General features: G+C 62.8%; 13 protein-coding genes. 4 read left to right on the top strand and 9 right to left on the bottom strand.

Annotation, left to right across the window (positions count from 1 at the left end; all coding sequences use genetic code 11):
- Nucleotides 1-160 precede the first annotated feature (160 nt).
- From BW995_RS00505 to lhpI, 4 genes are all read right to left on the bottom strand, one after another.
- Nucleotides 161-1,411, bottom strand: coding sequence for an NAD(P)/FAD-dependent oxidoreductase (locus tag BW995_RS00505; protein ID WP_076397993.1), 1,251 nt, complete (start codon nt 1,409-1,411; stop codon nt 161-163).
- A gap of 66 nt (nt 1,412-1,477) precedes the next feature.
- On the bottom strand, nt 1,478-2,410 hold the full coding sequence (locus tag BW995_RS00510) for a 4-hydroxyproline epimerase (protein WP_076397995.1): 933 nt from the start codon (nt 2,408-2,410) through the stop codon (nt 1,478-1,480).
- Nucleotides 2,401-3,360: a dihydrodipicolinate synthase family protein gene (locus BW995_RS00515; protein WP_076397996.1), complete on the bottom strand. Its 960-nt coding sequence runs from the start codon at nt 3,358-3,360 to the stop codon at nt 2,401-2,403. Before BW995_RS00515 ends, BW995_RS00510 begins: the two co-directional genes overlap by 10 nt.
- A 62-nt stretch (nt 3,361-3,422) precedes the next feature.
- The gene (gene lhpI, locus BW995_RS00520) at nt 3,423-5,111 is read right to left on the bottom strand and encodes a cis-3-hydroxy-L-proline dehydratase (RefSeq protein ID WP_076397998.1); all 1,689 of its coding nucleotides are present in this window, start codon (nt 5,109-5,111) and stop codon (nt 3,423-3,425) included.
- Nucleotides 5,112-5,313: 202 nt separating this feature from the next.
- On the opposite strand from lhpI, the gene BW995_RS00525 reads away from it, so the two are divergent.
- Nucleotides 5,314-5,943 carry a helix-turn-helix domain-containing protein gene (locus BW995_RS00525; protein ID WP_217696030.1) on the top strand — a complete coding sequence of 210 codons (630 nt, stop codon included), beginning with the start codon at nt 5,314-5,316 and terminating at the stop codon, nt 5,941-5,943.
- A gap of 53 nt (nt 5,944-5,996) precedes the next feature.
- A complete protein-coding gene (locus tag BW995_RS00530) occupies nt 5,997-7,025 on the top strand; it encodes an Ldh family oxidoreductase (RefSeq protein ID WP_076398001.1) in 1,029 nt (342 codons plus the stop codon).
- Nucleotides 7,026-7,186: 161 nt separating this feature from the next.
- Here BW995_RS00530 and BW995_RS00535 read toward each other — a convergent pair whose 3' ends face one another.
- The 4 genes from BW995_RS00535 to BW995_RS00550 all read right to left on the bottom strand — a co-directional run bounded on the left by BW995_RS00535 (nt 7,187) and on the right by BW995_RS00550 (nt 10,119).
- Complete coding sequence (locus BW995_RS00535) at nt 7,187-7,909, bottom strand: amino acid ABC transporter ATP-binding protein (protein ID WP_076398002.1); 723 nt, start codon at nt 7,907-7,909, stop codon at nt 7,187-7,189.
- The gene (locus BW995_RS00540) at nt 7,906-8,556 is read right to left on the bottom strand and encodes an amino acid ABC transporter permease (RefSeq protein ID WP_076398004.1); all 651 of its coding nucleotides are present in this window, start codon (nt 8,554-8,556) and stop codon (nt 7,906-7,908) included. The genes BW995_RS00535 and BW995_RS00540 overlap by 4 nt, the downstream gene beginning before the upstream one ends.
- A gap of 12 nt (nt 8,557-8,568) precedes the next feature.
- Nucleotides 8,569-9,201: an amino acid ABC transporter permease gene (locus tag BW995_RS00545; RefSeq protein ID WP_245821192.1), complete on the bottom strand. Its 633-nt coding sequence runs from the start codon at nt 9,199-9,201 to the stop codon at nt 8,569-8,571.
- 108 nt (nt 9,202-9,309) lie between these two features.
- On the bottom strand, nt 9,310-10,119 hold the full coding sequence (locus BW995_RS00550; RefSeq protein WP_076398007.1) for an ABC transporter substrate-binding protein: 810 nt from the start codon (nt 10,117-10,119) through the stop codon (nt 9,310-9,312).
- 208 nt (nt 10,120-10,327) lie between these two features.
- On the opposite strand from BW995_RS00550, the gene BW995_RS00555 reads away from it, so the two are divergent.
- Both BW995_RS00555 and BW995_RS00560 read left to right on the top strand, forming a co-directional pair.
- Complete coding sequence (locus BW995_RS00555; protein WP_076398009.1) at nt 10,328-11,845, top strand: aldehyde dehydrogenase (NADP(+)); 1,518 nt, start codon at nt 10,328-10,330, stop codon at nt 11,843-11,845.
- Between the two features lie 66 nt (nt 11,846-11,911).
- Nucleotides 11,912-12,952 carry a proline racemase family protein gene (locus BW995_RS00560; protein ID WP_076398011.1) on the top strand — a complete coding sequence of 347 codons (1,041 nt, stop codon included), beginning with the start codon at nt 11,912-11,914 and terminating at the stop codon, nt 12,950-12,952.
- A 131-nt stretch (nt 12,953-13,083) separates the two neighbouring features.
- Here the strand turns inward: BW995_RS00560 and cas6 are convergent, their stop codons facing one another.
- Nucleotides 13,084-14,034: a CRISPR system precrRNA processing endoribonuclease RAMP protein Cas6 gene (gene cas6 / locus BW995_RS00565; RefSeq protein WP_076398012.1), complete on the bottom strand. Its 951-nt coding sequence runs from the start codon at nt 14,032-14,034 to the stop codon at nt 13,084-13,086.
- Between the last annotated feature and the right edge of the window lie 100 nt (nt 14,035-14,134).

The raw sequence follows: 14,134 nt of genomic DNA on the forward strand, positions 1-14,134 counted from the left end.
GAGCAGCGCTCCACGTCCTTGCTTCCTTACTGTCGTGTACAGTGGCGTCAAATTTAACGCTCGCGGCTCTAGAGCGTTTTCACACCGAGCGAAAACGCTCTTCCCTTTGAGTGCCGCATTTTCCGAGCCGTTGACCGGAGACGGTCAACTTGAAAATGCTCTAGAACCTCTGCGGCGCAAACGGGGCGAGGGAAATTTCCGGTGTCCGGCCTGCCGCCAGAGCGGCCACCAGCTCCGCCGTTCCAGCCGATTGGGTCAGGCCCAGATGGCCGTGGCCAAAGGCATAGATCACCCGCTCGGCGGTCGGCGAGCGGCCAATCACCGGCAGGCTGTCGGGCAGCGACGGGCGGAAGCCCATCCACTGGGTGCCGCCTTCGGGGTCAAAGCCGGTCAGGAAGCTCTTGGCCTTGCGCAGCAGGATTTCGGCCCGTTTGTAGTTGGGCGGAAGCTGAAGACCACCCAGCTCGACGGCCCCGCCGATCCGCACGCCCTCACCGATTTTGCTGACCACAAAGCCATGACGGCTGAAGGTGACATGGGTGCGCAGGTCAAAATCACACGAGGCGAAGGTGGTGTTATAGCCGCGCTCGGTTTCCAGCGGGATTTTATCCCCCAGCCCACGGGCCAGATGATGGGACCAGGCCCCGGCGGCCACCACCACCTGCCCGGCCCGCAGGCTGCCTGTGCTGGTCACCACCTCAACCCATGACTCACCGGGGGTCAGGGCGCGCACCTCGGCGGTATCGAGGATGCCGCCTTCGGTGACAAACTGGTGCCCCAGATGCCGGGTCCACTGGGCCGGGTCCACCACATTGATCCAGTCGGGGGTAAAGCCCGCATGGGTAAAGCGGGGGCTGAGGCCGGGCTGAATCTCGGCAATGGCCTGTTGGCCTTCGATCAGGTCAAAGCGGATGCCCTGCTGTCGACGGGCCTCCCATGACGGCAGGCTGGCCTCGAATTCGCTTTTTGATTCAAACAGTTGGAGCTGGCCTTCGCGGCGAATGCGTGTTTCGCCGTCCACCGTCGGCAGCAACCGTTCCAGAGCAGCCCGTGATAGGGTCATCAGTGACGATTGCGCCTTGACGCCGCCCTCGTAGCGATCCGGCCAGCTCGCCCGCCAGAACCGCAGCATCCACGGCGCAATGCGTGCGGCATAGGCCGGGCGGATCGCCAGTGGTCCCAACGGATCGAGCAGCCATTTCGGTGCCTTGCGCATGATGCCCGGCGTGGCCAGCGGTTCGATTTCGGTAAAGGCAAAGGCCCCGGCGTTGCCGCTCGATGTCTCGGCGGCAACACCGGTGCGGTCCAGCAGACGGACGCGGTGTCCTGCGCGCAACAGCGCCAGCGCACTGCTCACGCCGATGATTCCGGCGCCAATAACAATGATTTCCGGTGCTTTTGGCTCTGTCATGCGGACCTCGGGGCTTGGAAGAAGGCGCCCGTCGTGCCAAAGCTGACGGGCGGTTCATTTTTTGCTCTAAAGAACAATGCCGCTTTTGAACGGGTCTTGCGGCAGGAAGAACAGTTTGCTCTCGGCCATCACATAGGCTTGTCCGGTGATCGAAGGAATGACGCCCCCGCTCGGGCCGGTGCGATAGGACAGGCGATAGGTGCTGCCAATGACGCTTTCCTGCACAATTTCCTCGCCTTCGGCCAATCGGCCAGCGGCGGCCAGACAGGCAAGGCGGGCCGAGCTGCCGGTCCCGCAGGGCGAGCGGTCATAGGCATTGTCCGGGCACAGGACAAAATTGCGGCTGTGGCCGGTGGGGGTTTCGGCGGGACCATAAAAGATCACGTGATCCACCGTCAGCCCCGCCTCGGCCCCAAATCCTTGCGCGATCACCGCCTGCCGGACGGCAATGGTGACCTCGGTCAACTGGGCGATATTGGCGGCAGATACCGGGATCGGGCTGGGGTCAACGATAAAGAAGGCATTGCCACCATAGGCCAGATCACCGGTAACGGTCCCGATGCCGTCGATATCGACCGACAGCCCGCTGGCGATGCGACGGCTTTCGACGTTGGTGACCGTCACGGTGTTGGCATCTTGCACGTCAACCGTCACCACCCCGACCGGGGTCTCGATCCGGTGGCTGCCCAGCCCGATGCGGCCCATGTGGAACAGCGTCACCGCCAACCCGATGGTGCCATGGCCGCACATGCCCAGCACCGCTTCGGCATCGAAATAGATGACGCCGGTAACACAGGTCTGATCCACCGGCTCGACCAGCAGGGCGCAGACCATGGCGGGCTGCCCACGGGGTTCGAGGATCACCGAGCGGTAAAAATCGCGGTATTCCGTCGCCAAACGCTGTGCCCGCCCGGCCAGCGGCCCGGACCCAAGGTCCGGACCACCATCGAGAATCACCCGCGTCGGCTCGCCGCCTGTGTGGCTATCGATTACATGCATTCAGAAATCACCCCACCTTGCTTCGACCAGTTGGCAAACCATGCCTTGAACTGCGCAAACTGCGCTTCGCAGAATTTGGCCTGGGACGGAGACAGAACGTCGGTTTCGTTGATGTTCAGCTCATAGCCCTGTTCACCATTCAGCACCATCAGGTGCTTGAAGTAGAGCACCAGATCGACGCCCTCGTCAAATTTGGCAAGAACGGCAAAGGCTTCGGCCAGTTCGCGGGCACGCGTGTCGGCTTCGGGGCAGCCAGCGGCGGCGCGCTTGGACAGGGCGACCTGCAACAGGGATTCTTTCGGCAGCACGGTACCAATGCCGGTGATGGTGCCGACGGCGCCACACTTGACGATGCCGTGATAGACCTCGGTATCGACACCAACCATCAGCAGCACGTCATCATCCTGCGAGGTGATGTGCTCGGCGGCATAGCTGAGGTCGGCCTTGCCGCCGAATTCCTTGAAGCCGATCAGGTTGTTGTGCTCGGCGCGCAGGGCAAAGAACAGGTCGGCCTTGGTCGAATAGCCATAATAGGGGCTGTTGTAGATGATCGCCGGCACGTCCGGGGCGGCATCCAGAATCGCCTTGAAGTGGTTGCGCTGGGCCGCCACCGACAGGCTGCGCGACAACAGACGGGGGATCACCATCAAACCGGCGGCACCGACCTTTTGCGCATGGGCGGCATGGGCGACGGCAGATTTGGTGTTGACCGCACCGGTCCCGACGACGACCGGCACCCCGGCTTTGGTCAGGCGCTCGACGCCTTCCATCCGCTGTTCGTCGGTCAGCAGCGGCCAGTCCCCGCACGACCCGCAATAGACCACGCCCGACATCCCGGCGGCGATCAGCTCTTTGCCCTTGCGCACCAGCGCGTCGAAATCGGGCTGACGGTCAGTGGTCAGCGGTGTCAGCAGGGCGGGGATGGTGCCGAAAAACACGTCTTTGTTCATGGGAGGAGGCTCCATAAGGTGGTCACTGGGGGGTAGGGAAAGCCAACCGGTCGGGACAGCCCTCACCGGGCCGCGCGCAGGATCCAGTCTGGCGGAGAAGACGGGGCAAGGCCGGTGCGGGCCGCCTGGGCGCAATCGGCCAGCGAGCCGAACCGCACGGCCCGACCGCTGAGGCCCGGCGCGTAATGGGCATATTTGCCGGAATTGGTCATCAGGACTTTGGCCTGCGGTGGAAAGACAGGTTCCGAGATCGAGCACCAGCAGAGGTCGGAAACAATCGTCACCCCCGCCGCGCTCAGTTGGGCCGCTACGCCGTTCCGCTCGATCTGTTGCCGGGTTCCCCGGCCCACCGTGACGATCACGGATACCGCTGGCGCACGCTGGCTCCCTGCCATCAGGGCTGCAAAGGTGGCGCACTCGGCGGCGGAAAAATGCGGGCTGCCGAGGGCAACCAGATCAATCTGTGCCGCCCCCCGGTTCAGCCTCTGCCAGGCATCGGCAAAGTCCTGCGCGCTCAGGGGGACGGTATCGGCATCGGGGTCCGCCGGGCGCAGTCCTTCGGGGGTGATCCCGGCGATATGCAGCATGGGTGCAGCCGACGTGGTGCCAAAGGCCGCACACAGGGCTTTCAGGTCATCTTCAGAGGGCTGTGTCTGTTCCAGCCCGCAGACCAGCGGAATGCGGTCGGGCGCGGCCTGCCCGACCAGCCAGCCCAGCAGCGGCCAGAACGACTCATCGGCGTCTGTTGGCATGGTGACCCTGATCACCCGCCGGGCGGCGCGGTTTTCGTCAAGATAAACGCCCGAGTACGCCGCCCGCCCGGTCAGGGCAATGCACAAATCCATGAAATCGGCATGTTTGACCGTGCGCGCACCCAGCACGCTGTTGGCATAGATCACCGCATTGCTTTCAGCCCAGGCAATGGCTTCGTTGGCCGCCGGGCGGTCGGCCAGCAGATAGGGGGCACAGGTAAAGCTCGGCTGCGCTCCCATCTCGACATAGGCATCGGCAAGCTGGGCGGCGGCCGTGCCAAAGTCGATGGGGGTGCCTTGCTGTTGCCAGTTTTCCCGGTCAACCGAGATGGCATTGGTGGTCGTCGGGACGCACACCCGTCCGCCCTTGTCGGCCATGGTCCGGGCAAAGGTCAGCAAAGCCGGGCTGGCATAAATGCAGCCGTCGATATGGACGCGGCTGATATCCATCAGGCGAGGTGCGCCCTGCACTGCGGCCATCGCCACGATGATGTCCATTGCCAGCCGGGCTGCTTCGCCATTCCTGCCCGCCAGACAGTCCTGATCGGTCGGACTGAGGGCGATCCCTGCCGAAGACAGCGGTGCGAGCGGCCATGTCAGATCCCCGGCCCGCAGGTGGGTTGGCGAAATTTCGGCGCCGGGCTGCTGTGCCAGCGCGTCATATTCCGCTGCGGTCAGCCGCAGCACCGCAATCGGGCGGTTAAACATGCGGGCGGCGATCAGTGCCCCCAGGGTCAGAATTTCTTCCGACTCCCGGAAAACCAGCGCGCACGGTGCGGTTCCCTTCAGGGCCAGCCCCAACAGAACACCGCTGCCCGTACACGATCCCCGGCTGGTCGGCATCATCACGATCTGGCTCGCCAGCGACGATCCATGCTGCGGGTGGAGGGCGTCAATAATTTCGCCGGTCGCCGGATGGACGCCGCCCCAGACGCTCAGTCCTTCCTCGCACACGAGGATTGGTCCCTGCACAGAGGCAGGTGTAATCAACGTCGCCATGGTTTCCTCGCGGTGTGTCGGGGGCCAACTGCCAGCCCGGCTGCGCACCAAAAGAGCGGATTCAGCAATTTTGGGCTAAAATGGTCTTTCAGAGCTTTTCAGCGCCGCAGTTGCAGCAGAAAATCTTGCGCTGCCTGCTGAAATATGCTTAAACGATCATAACTGGTAAGAAAAGAAAAATATGATGCGAACGGAAAAAAAAGTGCCTCAGACGGCCGAGATCGAGACGGACGCCGACGACTGGGAAGTGGAGCGCCTGCAACTGCGCGAAACCCTCGGGAACCGGATGAAGGCTGTTCGTCTGGCCTGCGGCTTTACACTGGAAGCGGCGGCGCAAAAAGCCGGGCTGGCACTTTCGACCATCCACAAAATCGAAAATGGCCGGGTTTCGCCCAGCTATGAAAACCTGGTCCGCATGGCCCGTGCCTATGACATCGGGATGGAGCGGTTGTTTTCCGCCGATCACGAGGCACAACAGACCACCCGTCTGGCTGTGACGCGGGCCGGTGCGGGCCGCAAGGTCAGTTCCAAGAACTTTGAATACGAGATTTTGTGTAACGAGCTGGCCGAGAAAAAGATCATTCCGCTGGTGACGGTTGTTTCCCACCGGGCTCCGCTGCGCCCCGACGAGCTGGAAGCCCATGACGGAGAAGAGACATTATACGTCCTGTCCGGTCAGGTTGAGCTGGTGGTGGAACATTATCAGCCGGTGCTGATGAATCCCGGTGACTGCGCCTATTTCGACAGCACCATCAAACACGGGCTCCGGGCGATTGGCGAGGAAGAAGCCAGGATTTTCTGGGCCTGTACCTATGTTGACGTGGACAAGTAACCTCTGCGCGAGGCTTGGCCACCCATCCTGTCCGTCAAGGAGACCCTGTACCAATGGCTGAGCCAAATACCATTCCGTTCGATGTGCTGCTGGCACGCGTCGAAAATATCTTTGTCCGTCATGGCGTGCGCCCGGAAAGCGCAAAGGCGGTGGCGCATGTGATCGTGGCGGGCGAGCGTGACAACTGCAAATCTCACGGCATTTACCGGATTGCCGGGTGCCTGCGCGTGCTGGCAGCGGGGAAGGTGGACCCCTTGGCGGTCCCCGAGATCCACGACAATGGCAAGGCGGTGATCGAGGTTGATGCCAAAGGCGGGTTCTCGAACCCGGCGTTTTATGCCGCCAGGGACCTGTTGGTCAGCCGCGCCCGCGAAATGGGGCTGGCTGCGCTGGTGATCCGCGATTGCCTGCATTTCTCGGCGCTGTGGCACGATGTCGAGGCATTGGCCGAAGACGGTCTGGCCGGATTGTCGATGTGCCCCAGCTATTCCTTTGTTGCCCCGACCGGTGGCAAGGAACCGTTGCTGGGAACCAATCCGCTGGCCTTTGGCTGGCCTCGCCCGGACGGAATACCGCCCTATGTGTTTGACTTTGCGACCAGCGTCGCGGCCCGTGGCGAGATCGAGCTGCACCAGCGGGCGGGCAAGCCGATCCCCGAGGGCTGGGCGGTTGACCGGGATGGCAATCCGACCACCGACCCCGATGTGGCGCTGGACGGGGCGATGCTGACCTTTGGCGGTCACAAGGGCTCGGCGATTTCCACCATGATCGAATTGCTCGCCGGGGCGATGCTGGGCGAGTTCATGAGCAAGGAAGCGCGCGAATTCATGGGCGGAACGACCCTGCTGCCCCGCCATGGAGCCTTGATTCTGGCCCTTGATCCCCGGACTTTCGCCGCCCGCAGTGGCCGCGATCCGATTGCCGAGGGCGAAAAGCTGTTGACCGCCATCGGTGCCCAGGGCGCTCGCCTGCCGTCGCAGCGCCGCTTTGAGGCACGGAAAAAGGCCCTGCGTGACGGGATCGTGCTCAGTGATGCCGAACTGGCACAGCTTGACGAGTTCGAGGGTGTTACGGCCTGCTGACGCAGGGACAGTGCCCTGATCGTTGATGCTTAAAGACAATCCCGGGGAGATAAAAGCATCTCCCCGGGATTTTTCTTGCATGATCAACACAATGGGGTCCGGGGCCTCAAGGCCCCGGCGAGGTGTGGAGCAGCGCTCCACGTCTTTCCTTCCTCACTGCTTTACCGCACGCTGGCAAGGAACTTGCGGGTTTCTTCGTGCTGGGGATCACCGAAAATCTGTTCCGGTGCGCCAATTTCGGCCATCACCCCGCGATGGAAATAGGCCACCCGATGCGAAACGTCACGGGCAAAGGCCATTTCGTGGGTCACGCAAATCATCGTCATGCCTTCTTCGGCCAGCATTTTCAGTGTCTCCAGCACTTCGCCGACCAGCTGCGGGTCGAGGGCCGAGGTCACTTCGTCAAACAGCATGTAATCCGGTGACATGGCCAGCGCACGGGCAATCGCCATCCGTTGTTGTTGCCCGCCCGACAGCATCGTCGGATAGGTTGACAGCTTGGCCCCCAGACCAACGTGCGACAGCTGCTTTTCACCAATCGCTTCGGCTTCGGCCTTGCTCAGCCCCAGCACCTTGCGCGGCGCGAGGGTGACGTTTTCCAGCACGGTCAGGTGCGGAAAAGCGTTCCACTGTTGAAAGACAATGCCGATCTTTTGCCGCAGGGTGTTGAGGTTGGTGGATTTGGCGTGGACCTCGATCCCGTCAACGATCACCTTCCCCGAGGCAATCGGTTCCAGCCCGTTGATGCAGGTCAGCAGGGTGGACTTGCCCGACCCCGACCCGCCGATAATGGTCACCACCTCGCCCTTGTTGACCGTCAGGTCAATGCCTTTAAGCACTTCAAGCGGGCCAAAGGATTTGTGCAGGCTCTGGATCTCGATCATTTGGACCACCGTTTTTCAAGATATCCGCCGAAACGCGCAAGGGGGAAGCTGATGAGAAAGTAAAAGGCACCGCAGACCAGCAGCAGGAACAGCGGTTCTTGCAGGCGCGTAATCAGGATTTGCGTTGATTTCAGAAGCTCGGTCACCTGCACCACATAGACCAGCGCGGAATCTTTCATCACGCCGAGCGCAAGACCGATCCAGGACGGCAGGGCAATCCGGGTCGCCAGTGGTGCAACGATATAGCGCATGTCCTGAAACCAGGTCATGCCCAGCGAGCGCGCCGCCCGGCGGGTGGTGGACGGAACGGCCTGAATGCCGCCGCGGACGATTTCGGCGCAGTACGAGGCGGTATACAGCGACAAAACGATGCAGGCGATGGTAAAGCCCGACGTCTCAAGCTGTAGCACCATCCCGACAAAGGCATTGGCCAGCACCAGCTGGATCAGCAACGGGATCGAGCGGAAAATATCGAGGAAAAAGACCAGCGGCATGGCAAGGATCGTGCCGAGCTGGAGCCTTAGAACCCCGAAGATCACCCCCAGCACGGTCCCGGTTGCCACCGAAAGGGCGGTGACCAGAATGGTCATTCCGGCCCCCTGTGCGAGGAAGACCACGTCCGAGAGTGTGAGCGAAGTGGAAAACATCCGTTATCTCCCTCAGTAACGGAACAGCCGCGCCGCCAGAAGCCGTGCTCCCAGGGTGATCAGCTTGGTGATGAGGTAGAAGATGACACCAGCAATCGCGAACAGCTCGAATGTGCGGAAGGTCAGCGCGTTCAGGTCCTGGGTGACACCGTAAAGGTCCGAATTCATCCCGACCGTAACCCCCAGCGAGGTCATCAGCACCGCCCAGACCATCTGGTTGGTCATCGGCAAAAAGGCAACGCGCAGCATTTGCGGCAGGACGATATGGCGGAACGCCTGCATTTCGGACATGCCGAGTGAGCGACCGGCGCGGATTTGTGTGTCGGGGATTGCTTTCAGCGCCCCGCGGAAATTTTCGGCCAGATAGCCCGCGTTGTTAAAGGTGATACCGATCAGCAGCGAGGTGAACGGAGACAAATGAATCCCGAAACTGGCGATGCCAAAATGCGCCATGTAAATCTGGAACAGGGCCGGAGTGTTGCGGGCAATTTCGACCCACGTTCTGGCAATGGCCCGCAGCGGAGCCACCGGGGACCGGCGCAGGACGGTCAGCACAATGGCGAGCACGATGCCAATCAGCATCGACAGGATGGCCACTTCCATTGTGGTGGCGGCACCGTCCAGCATCTGGGGCAGCCGGGCCATCGCCTGGCTCCATTGGAATGTGTAATCAAACATGGTGGCGTGCCTGCTGGAGCAAAATGAAGAAAGCGGCGCGGGGATACCCCACGCCGCAGCTTTATCGTCGCCCGATCAGCGGTAAATACCGTGAATGGTCAGGTCGGCCGGGTCATTTTTGGAAATCCACTTGTGGTAGAGTTCGGCGTAACGGCCGGTGCGGACCTGCTGGTTGATGAACAGGTTCATGTAGTTCAGCAGGCCGTATTCTTCACGCTTGGCGATCAGGGCGACATAATCCGGCACCATCGGGGTCTTGCCGGCCAGCGACAGGCCGGGGAACTTGCCGGTCTTCATGTTGGCTTCGGCGACTTCGGTGGTGGCGACAGTGGCGTCGATCTGCCCCTGGGACAGGGCGAGGAACACGTCAGCCTGCGACTGATAGGGACGGAACGCCCCGACGCCCCAGCCCTTGACCTGCTTTTCGGCCCAGATGGCTTCGTAGGTTCCGGCGGTGGCGCCGATGGTCTTGCCCTTCATGTCTTCCCAGCTCTTGATGCCTGCCTTTTCGTTGGCAACCACCACGTCTTCGAAGGCGTAGTAGGGAATGGTCATGCCGACGGTCTTGGCCCGTTCCAGCGTGTCCGAGGTCGAGGCAACGCCGACGTCCACCTTGTTGGCCATCAGCGCCGGAATACGTTCCGGGAAGGTCGTTTCCACGATCTTCGCTTCGACGCCCAGCGCCTTGGCCAGATCCTTGCAGTAGTCAACGTCAAAGCCCTGGGGTTCGTTCTTGTCGTCACGCATCCCCATCGGCGGGAAGTCGAGCACGACCGCGCAGCGCAGCTTGCCCGAGGCGATAATGTCGTCGAGCTTGTCGGCCTGAGCGGTGCCGGAAGCGCAGACGGTCGCGATGAACGCAGTGGTCAGAAGGAATTTTTTCATGTCAGGTGCCACTCCTTGGGGTCTTTGGTCAGGATGGATAAATTTTCTCTATAACGCAATAAATTTTCACAAAAGAAAAACTCTGGCGCAATGGGAAAATTTTGTCTAATTGTTACAGGCACTCTTGACACGCGTCCCCGGCGCGTTACCGCATGACACCCTTCGCAGGCCACACGGTGGTTTGCGAACAGAGAATGGGAACAGCACCATGACCTTCGTCCCCCATGGCAAACACCTCATTGCCGGGAACTGGATTCGCACTGGCCAGACCTTCCTGTCCCGTCCGGCCCATGGGCCGGCGCATACCGTTTCGGTTGGAACGGCCGACCTGGTTGATCAGGCGGTGTGCGCTGCCGAAGAGGCCTTTTGGGGTTACAGCGCGCTGACCCGAGCGGAGCGGGCAGCGTTTCTGGAGGCGATTGCCGACGAAATCGAAGCCCGCGCCGCTGACCTGACCGCCATCGGAACGCAGGAAACCGGCCTCCCCGAAGCCCGCCTGAACGGGGAACGCGGGCGGACCACCGGCCAGCTTCGCCTGTTTGCAGAACACATTCGGCAGGGCGATTACCTCGATCGCCGCCATGATCCCGCGCTGCCCCAACGTCAGCCCTTGCCGCGCCCGGACCTGCGGATGATACAGCGCCCGCTTGGCCCGGTGGCGGTGTTCGGGGCATCGAACTTCCCGCTGGCCTTTTCGACGGCGGGCGGTGATACCGCTTCGGCGCTGGCGGCGGGCTGTCCGGTGGTGGTCAAGGGCCACGAAGCCCACCCCGGCACCAGTGAACTGGTTGCCGAAGCAATCCACGCCGCCATTCTCCGCTGCGGGATGCCGCACGGGGTGTTTTCGCTGGTGCAGGGCGGAGCGATCGAGGTCGGGCAGGCGCTGGTTCAGCATCCGCTGATTCAGGCGGTGGGCTTTACCGGCTCCCTGGCTGGCGGGCGGGCGCTGTTTGACCTGTGCGCGCAACGGCCCGAGCCGATTCCGTTCTTTGGTGAACTGGGGGCGGTCAACCCGATGTTCATGCTGCCGTCGGCGGTGGCCACGCGCGGGATCGAGCTGGGCAAGGGCTGGGCTGGCTCGTTGACCATGGGGGCCGGGCAGTTCTGCACCAATCCGGGGATTGCCGTGGTGCTGGACAGCCCCGAGGCGGATGCCTTCGTTGAGTCCGCGCGCGCGGCGCTGGCGGAAATGGCGGCTCAGGTGATGTTGACCGATGGCATCGCGGCGGCCTATCGCGCTGGTGCCGAGGCGATCAGCCAGCAGAGCGGTGTAGACAGCCTGGTGACCTCTGTCGCCGAACCGCGACAGGCAAAGCCGTTCCTGTTCAAGGTCAGCGCCAGCGACTGGCTGAACAACCATATGCTGTCCGAAGAAGTCTTTGGGCCGCTGGGGATCGTGGTGGTCGCCGGTGATGCCGGGCAAATGGAGGAGATTGCCCGCAGCCTTGCCGGGCAGTTGACCGCCACCCTGCACATGGATGACGCCGATGCCGTGCAGGCCCGGCGCCTGATGCCGATCCTGGAGCGCAAGGCAGGGCGGGTTCTGGCCAACGGCTTCCCCACCGGCGTCGAGGTCTGTGACAGCATGGTTCACGGGGGGCCCTATCCGGCCTCGACCAACTTCGGCGCGACCTCGGTCGGGACGATGGCCATCCGCCGCTTTGTGCGTCCGGTTTGCTATCAGAACATCCCGCTGGCGCTTCTTCCCGCCGATCTGCGGGATTGAGCGGTGATGGCCTGCATCCCTGTGGGTGCAGGCCGCTTTTTCTCCTCTGGGACAGGACGTTTTCGCATGCGCTCACGCATCAACATCAGCGTTGTCGGCTGCCATGCCGAAGGTGAAATTGGCGATGTGATTGTCGGCGGGGTGTTGCCGCCCGCCGGGAAGACCATGATGGAACGGATGATCGCGATGGAGCGTGATCACGACCATATCCGTCAACTGCTGATCTGCGAGCCGCGCGGGTCCGTCGCCCGCCATGTCAACCTGATCGTCCCGGCCATCTCGCCCGACTGTGCCGCCGGGGCGATCATCATGGAGCCGACGGAATACGTCCCCATGTCAGGCTCGAACACCATCTGCGTTGCCACCGTGTTGCTGGAAACCGGCATGGTGCCGATGCAAGAGCCGGTCACCCGTTTCAAACTGGATATGCCCGGCGGCATTATCGAGGTCACCGCCCACTGTCAGGACGGCAAATGCCAGTCGGTCACCTTCCGCAACGCCCCTGCCTTTGCGGCTGTTCTGGACGGCGTGCTGGAGGTCGCGGGACACGGGACCATGGCCCTTGATATTGCCTATGGCGGGATGTTCTTTGGCATCGTTGACGCCAAGGCACTGGGCTTTCAGGTGACGGCGGACGAAGCGCGCGATCTGGCCGTTCTGGGGGAAAAGATCAGGAAGGCCGCGCGCGAGCAATTCCCGGTCACCCACCCGGACTTCCCCAATGTGCGCGGGGTGTCGATCGTACAGTTTGCCATGCCGTTCGAAGGCAGCGGCACGGTGACCCGCAACACCTGCATTGTGGCTCCGGGGCGGTCGGACCGCTCGCCGACCGGAACCGGCACCTCGGCCCGGATGGCCGTGCTGCATGCCCGTGGCCAGATGGCTGTCGGGGATGAGCTGATCCACAGCTCGATCATCGGCTCGCGCTTTGTCGGTAAAATCCTCAGCGCGGACCAAACCAATGGCCGGGCGACCATCATTCCCCAAATCACCGGTCGCGCCTGGATTACCGGCACCCATAACTACATGCTCGACCCCGACGACCCGTGGCAGGCGGGCTATATGCTGTCCGACACCTGGGGGGTGACGCCGACCCTGAAGCAATAGGGCAGGGGACACGACACGCAGAAAACGGGTGGATGCGGGCCAGTTTCTCTTCCACCGAAGTCTTGTCTGGAGTGGTTACACCTGACCACGCCAACAGAACGTCTCGCCTGAGAGCATCCGGGCCTGCCGCCCTACTCCCCCAGCGGCTCCAGCCGATAGCGCCCCAGTCCCTGGGCGGAGTGGCTGCCTGCGTGGCACGATTGCCCGGCCAGCAGCAACGGCCAGAACGGGGCCAGATCGCCTGCGATGACCATCGGGCCGACCAGTCCATCCATCTGGATCGGGGTATTGCCCTGTCGGCGGGACCAGCGTTGCCAGCTGACCATCTGTAAATGCCCGTTGTCGATGCTCAGGCTGGCGGCCCGGGCACGCAGTTCGTCCCGGTCGATGGTCACCGCACAGTCCAGCCAGCGGGCCATGCCGCACACCCGGCTGCTCAGGCTGGAAAACAGCGAGGTGATGTCGCTGTGGACCACACCACCCCGGCGCAGGTTGAGTGGGGTGACAAAGCGCAGGATGGCCGCAGGGGGGACCGCTGGCTGGGGCAGGTGCTCGCGGACGGTCAGGCGGCGGTCGATTGGTTCCAGCGCTGCCTGTAGCCCGTCAGGCATGCCGACCCCGTTGCGCAGGCCCTGGGTCCAGGCTTCGGCGGCGTTTTCCAGCCAGTCGGTGGCAAAACCGAACAGGGTCAGGCGCAGGGCGACCGTTCCGTCGGGGCCGGGATCGACGGCGATGGTATAGGGCTTGGGGAATTCCAGTCCACCACGCGGCGGACGTTCGCGGAACAAGGGATCATAGGGGCAGGGCGGAGACCACGGGCAGGGTTCCCCCCGCTGGGCGGGCAGCGAGGCCATGCGCAACAACTGCTGCCCCCAGGCACCGCGCAGCCTGCCGGGCAGGGCAAAGTCCTTCGCCAGATCGGCGGCGGTCCAGCCGCGCGGCGGCTGGCACAGGGTCACAACATCGGCATGGAACCACGAGGCCAGCAGCTCGTCCATGGTTGCCGCGTCGGTAGGGGTCGCCAGACGGTCGAGGACCGGATCGGGGAGGGTGGGGGTCTGGTGGGCGGGCGTGTCGCGCATAACGATTTTACTTCATATGGGTACGTGCATGACGGGTGGTGCCGGAAACTATGCCACAGCAGGGGGCACGAGGCGACGGTGAAAATACGCCAGCCCGGCA

This window comes from Insolitispirillum peregrinum, from assembly GCF_900156605.1.
Classification (GTDB): Bacteria; Pseudomonadota; Alphaproteobacteria; order Rhodospirillales; family Rhodospirillaceae; genus Insolitispirillum; species Insolitispirillum peregrinum.

Excerpts from the sequence above, each read along its gene's own strand:
- BW995_RS00505 (WP_076397993.1), bottom strand. The coding sequence starts at position 1,411 with ATGACAGAGCCAAAAGCACCGGAAATCATTGTTATTGGCGCCGGAATC.
- BW995_RS00510 (WP_076397995.1), bottom strand. The coding sequence starts at position 2,410 with ATGCATGTAATCGATAGCCACACAGGCGGCGAGCCGACGCGGGTGATT.
- BW995_RS00515 (WP_076397996.1), bottom strand. The coding sequence starts at position 3,360 with ATGAACAAAGACGTGTTTTTCGGCACCATCCCCGCCCTGCTGACACCG.
- lhpI (WP_076397998.1), bottom strand. The coding sequence starts at position 5,111 with ATGGCGACGTTGATTACACCTGCCTCTGTGCAGGGACCAATCCTCGTG.
- BW995_RS00530 (WP_076398001.1), top strand. The coding sequence starts at position 5,997 with ATGGCTGAGCCAAATACCATTCCGTTCGATGTGCTGCTGGCACGCGTC.
- BW995_RS00535 (WP_076398002.1), bottom strand. The coding sequence starts at position 7,909 with ATGATCGAGATCCAGAGCCTGCACAAATCCTTTGGCCCGCTTGAAGTG.
- BW995_RS00540 (WP_076398004.1), bottom strand. The coding sequence starts at position 8,556 with ATGTTTTCCACTTCGCTCACACTCTCGGACGTGGTCTTCCTCGCACAG.
- BW995_RS00545 (WP_245821192.1), bottom strand. The coding sequence starts at position 9,201 with ATGGCCCGGCTGCCCCAGATGCTGGACGGTGCCGCCACCACAATGGAA.
- BW995_RS00550 (WP_076398007.1), bottom strand. The coding sequence starts at position 10,119 with ATGAAAAAATTCCTTCTGACCACTGCGTTCATCGCGACCGTCTGCGCT.
- BW995_RS00555 (WP_076398009.1), top strand. The coding sequence starts at position 10,328 with ATGACCTTCGTCCCCCATGGCAAACACCTCATTGCCGGGAACTGGATT.
- BW995_RS00560 (WP_076398011.1), top strand. The coding sequence starts at position 11,912 with ATGCGCTCACGCATCAACATCAGCGTTGTCGGCTGCCATGCCGAAGGT.
- cas6 (WP_076398012.1), bottom strand. The coding sequence starts at position 14,034 with ATGCGCGACACGCCCGCCCACCAGACCCCCACCCTCCCCGATCCGGTC.